3 protein-coding genes, 2 tRNA genes and 2 rRNA genes are annotated in these 3880 nt (G+C 28.4%); 1 reads left to right on the forward strand and 6 read right to left on the reverse strand.

Annotation, left to right across the window (positions count from 1 at the left end):
- Positions 1-482 precede the first annotated feature (482 nt).
- Entirely contained in the window at positions 483-1286 is an 804-nt protein-coding gene (locus HCG76_RS18680; protein WP_221701773.1) for a pyruvate, water dikinase regulatory protein, read from the reverse strand.
- Positions 1287-1449: 163 nt separating this feature from the next.
- On the opposite strand from HCG76_RS18680, the gene HCG76_RS18685 reads away from it, so the two are divergent.
- Positions 1450-2214 (forward strand): signal peptidase II, encoded by a 765-nt coding sequence (locus HCG76_RS18685; protein ID WP_221701774.1) that lies wholly within the window; start codon positions 1450-1452, stop codon positions 2212-2214.
- 75 nt (positions 2215-2289) lie between these two features.
- Here the strand turns inward: HCG76_RS18685 and HCG76_RS18690 are convergent.
- The 5 genes from HCG76_RS18690 to rrf (HCG76_RS19640) all read right to left on the reverse strand — a co-directional run.
- Positions 2290-2365: transfer RNA gene (locus HCG76_RS18690), tRNA-Lys, on the reverse strand.
- Between the two features lie 5 nt (positions 2366-2370).
- Positions 2371-2487, reverse strand: a 5S ribosomal RNA gene (gene rrf / locus HCG76_RS18695).
- 179 nt (positions 2488-2666) lie between these two features.
- Positions 2667-3629 (reverse strand): L-lactate dehydrogenase, encoded by a 963-nt coding sequence (locus HCG76_RS18700; RefSeq protein ID WP_221701775.1) that lies wholly within the window; start codon positions 3627-3629, stop codon positions 2667-2669.
- 96 nt (positions 3630-3725) lie between these two features.
- Positions 3726-3801 (reverse strand) — tRNA-Lys (locus tag HCG76_RS18705).
- Between the two features lie 5 nt (positions 3802-3806).
- Positions 3807-3880, reverse strand: a 5S ribosomal RNA gene (rrf, locus tag HCG76_RS19640); the annotation flags it as partial.

Here is a 3880-nt window from a genome sequence, read left to right on the forward strand (position 1 = left end):
TTAAGACTCTCAAAAGAATTGCTGGTTTACTTTAACTATATTCTGTTCAATTTTCAAAGACCATTTACTCTGTCGCATCAAAGCGACTTGTTTATTTTATCATCTATTACTCTGTCTGTCAACAACTTTTTTAAAAGTTTTAACTTATTTCGTAATCGACAATGATTATCTTATCACTTCAAAAGTTTCTTGTCAATAACTTATTTTTTAAGTTATCTTGATACTTTGTCATCAGCGACGTTCTTTATCTTATCATTACTCAATATATATGTCAACCTTTTTCTTTGCTTTTAATATAATAAAGAATACACCTATTAAAATAGGTGCAATAACCAATATTATTACACCCATTTTAATCAGATTTATAATCATTTTATATTATATATTAATATTTCTAATTATTATTAATTATTATTAATTACTATTAAATAAAATTAAATACTAGTAAAGATAATCATATCTTTTATATTTATTAAGTTTAATTATTTATCACACCCTAAAGTTTTAATAATAATTAAAGCTGTATCTTCTATAGCTCTTTGTGTTACATCTATAGTCTTACATCCTAACCTTCTAATTATCTTATCAGCAAAATCAAACTCTTCTAATATTCTAGCATCTCCTGCATATTCAATATTCGAAGGTATTCTATGGAACTTATCTAATCTTCGCTTTCTTATTTCTATTAATTGTAACGGATTAATTGTTAATCCAAAGATTTTATGCTTATCTATCTCATATAATTCTTTAGGAACCTCAACTTCCGGAACTAACGGAATATTAATAGCCTTAATTCCCCTATTAGCTAAATACATACATAAAGGTGTTTTTGATGTTCTTGAAAGTCCAACCAAAACCACATCTGCATTTTTTAAACCTCTGTAATCCTTACTATCATCATATTGCATTGCAAACTCCATAGCTTCAATCCTTTTAAAATAAGCTTCATCAGTCTTCCACATTGCACCTGGATTATATTCTGGTTGTTTATCTAAAAGAGATGAAGCAACATTTATTATAGGACCTAAAACATTTATTACAGATAAATTACTTTCAACACATTTTTGAGTTAAATATTCCCTTACATTTACTGTAATTATAGTGGATACAATCATTGCTTGTTCACAATTTTTTATATCTCTCATTAACTCTTCTACATCTTCTAATGACTTAACATAAGGTATTCTTCTTACCTCTACCTGATCTGGAAATTGACTTGCTGCTGCTTCAGCTACTTGTTCTGCGGTTTCCCCTATTGAGTCTGATACTGCAAAAATTGTTAACATAATTACTAACCTCCTAATTTAACATATTAAATATTAATTTCAATAAAATTCTCTTCCCAATTATTATTATAACAACTTTTTTGAATAAATTGCTAACATAGTGAATTATTATATTTAATATGTTAAAATCTAGATATACTTATTATAATTTTAGGAGGAATTTATGAAACATTCTTTTAATAAAGATAAACTGCTTACAATCGGCATATTGCCAATTATGTGGTTTATATATTTCTTGTTTGAAGTTTTCAGTGGAAGAGTTAATGATTTATATACTTTAATTTTAAATCTTTCTTTAATCTTAGTATTTGCTTTTACTGGATGGATTATATACATATATAGTACAAAAAACCCACATGGGTTAAGTACTAAATCATTAGTTATTACCTTTATAATATTAATGTTATTAGATCAAGGTATAAAATTAATTATAAAACTTAATTTCTTTCATAGCTATTTTGAAATAATCCCTAACTTTTTATTTTTCAATCCAATAATAAATACACAAGGCTCTTGGTTAAATGCAAGATTCAACTTTAATATTAGCTTTCCGTTATTAATAATAATTAATGGAATATCATTAATGCTATTTATTGAAATTTATAGATATATTAAATTTAAAACTGGAAAAAGCTTTTGGGTAGATATGTGTTTTGTATTTATTTTTGCAGGTGCATTATGTTCATTTATAGATAAAGTTTTTTATGGTGGTAGCTTAGATTTTATTGGTATAAGTGATTTATTTATTGCTGATTTAAAAGATATCTATATTAATATTGGTTTATTATTTTTTATTATGTCTTGTTATAAGAGCGGATTCTTTAATGAAGAAGAAACAACTTTTAAAGATGATATAAAAGCAATAAAAGATTTTTTCAAATTTATTAAAAGTGATATTTTAAGAATATTAAAAAAGGAAAAGGCTTAAATACCTTTTCCTTTTTATATATATTATGCTAAGCAAGTTCTTATTAAAAAATCACTTCTATATTAGAAGTGATTTTGGTGGCTTACCGGGGAATCGAACCCCGGACACCTTGATTAAAAGTCAAGTGCTCTACCGACTGAGCTAGTAAACCATTTTACCTGGCAACGTTCTACTCTCCCACACAGTCACCCGTGCAGTACCATTGACGCTGTAGAGCTTAACTTTCCTGTTCGGAATGGGAAGGAGTGTTTCCTCTACGCCATCATCACCAGATTTATTTTTTTATTATGTTGATTTGTCCCTCAACAAGTACTTATTATATATATTTTTTCTACATATGTCAACATATTTTTTAAAATAATTTTATTATTCTCCAATTTTTATTTTTTATAAATTTAAAATATAAAGCTAAGTACTAAAACACTTAGCTTTACTATAAAACTTATATGTAACTATTTTTTTATTTCATATCCTAATTCACTGATACATTGCCTTATAAAATCATTTGACTCTTTAAATTTAACAAGTTCTTCTGGCAACATATCAATCTCTACAACCTCTTTAACTCCACTACCATTTAATACTACTGGTACTCCTGTAAATACATTAAATTCTCCATATTCACCATCTAATAAAGTAGATACTGGTATTATTCTATTTTCATCATTTATAATAGCTCTTATTATTGCAACAGTTGCTGTTGCTATTCCATAATATGTAGTTCCTTTTCTATTATACACTTCCCATCCTGCTTTAGCAGTATCTAATACAAGAGTATTTAAATTTACATCTCCAACTCTTTCTTGATTATCTTCAATAACTTTTAAGAACGGTTTACCACCAACATATACATGAGACCAAGGTACCATTTGTGAATCTCCATGTTCCCCCATAGAGTATGCTTGAACGCATCTAGGATCTACATTTAATAATTCCCCAATAAAGTTTTTTAGCCTTGCAGAATCAACTGATGTACCTGTTCCTATTATATGGCTTTTAGGTAATCCAGATAATTTATATACATGATATGCAATCATATCTACTGGGTTAGAAATAATTATAAAATATCCTTTAAATCCACTTTCCATTATTGGATTTACTATAGACTCTGCTATTTTAGCAGATAAATGTAGAGTATCTATTCTCGTTTGCCCCGGCTTTGGTGGTGCCCCTGCAGTTATTACAACAATATCAACATCTCCACATTCATCATAACGACCTACTCTAACCTTTGTATTTCTATTTAAATACTCTATACAATGATTCAAATCCATTACTTCTCCCCAAGCACGCTCTTCATTTAAATCAATCATTAATATTTCTTCACAAACCCCTTGTGTTATTAAGCTGAATGCTGTACTCGATCCAACTAATCCTGTTCCAACAATCGCTACTTTTCTACCTCTTAATGCCATTGTTTAGCCCTCCTTTTATTTTTATTTCTTTTTTATTATACACTAATTATTGAAAATAAAAAAAACCTTAATTTATCATAAGATAAATTAAGGTTTTGGTGCGCCATCACGGGTTCGAACCGGGGACACCCTGATTAAGAGTCAGGTGCTCTACCAACTGAGCTAATAGCGCAAATTACCTGGCAACGTTCTACTCTCCCACACAGTCACCCATGCAGTACCATTGACGCTGTAGAGCTTAACTTTCCTGT

Source organism: Clostridium sp. K13 (assembly GCF_019734195.1).
In the GTDB taxonomy this organism is placed as follows: Bacteria; Bacillota; Clostridia; order Clostridiales; family Clostridiaceae; genus Clostridium.

Bases quoted from the DNA above. Each gene is read 5' to 3' on its own strand.
- HCG76_RS18680 (WP_221701773.1), bottom strand. From the start codon at position 1,286: ATGTTAACAATTTTTGCAGTATCAGACTCAATAGGGGAAACCGCAGAA.
- HCG76_RS18685 (WP_221701774.1), top strand. From the start codon at position 1,450: ATGAAACATTCTTTTAATAAAGATAAACTGCTTACAATCGGCATATTG.
- HCG76_RS18700 (WP_221701775.1), bottom strand. From the start codon at position 3,629: ATGGCATTAAGAGGTAGAAAAGTAGCGATTGTTGGAACAGGATTAGTT.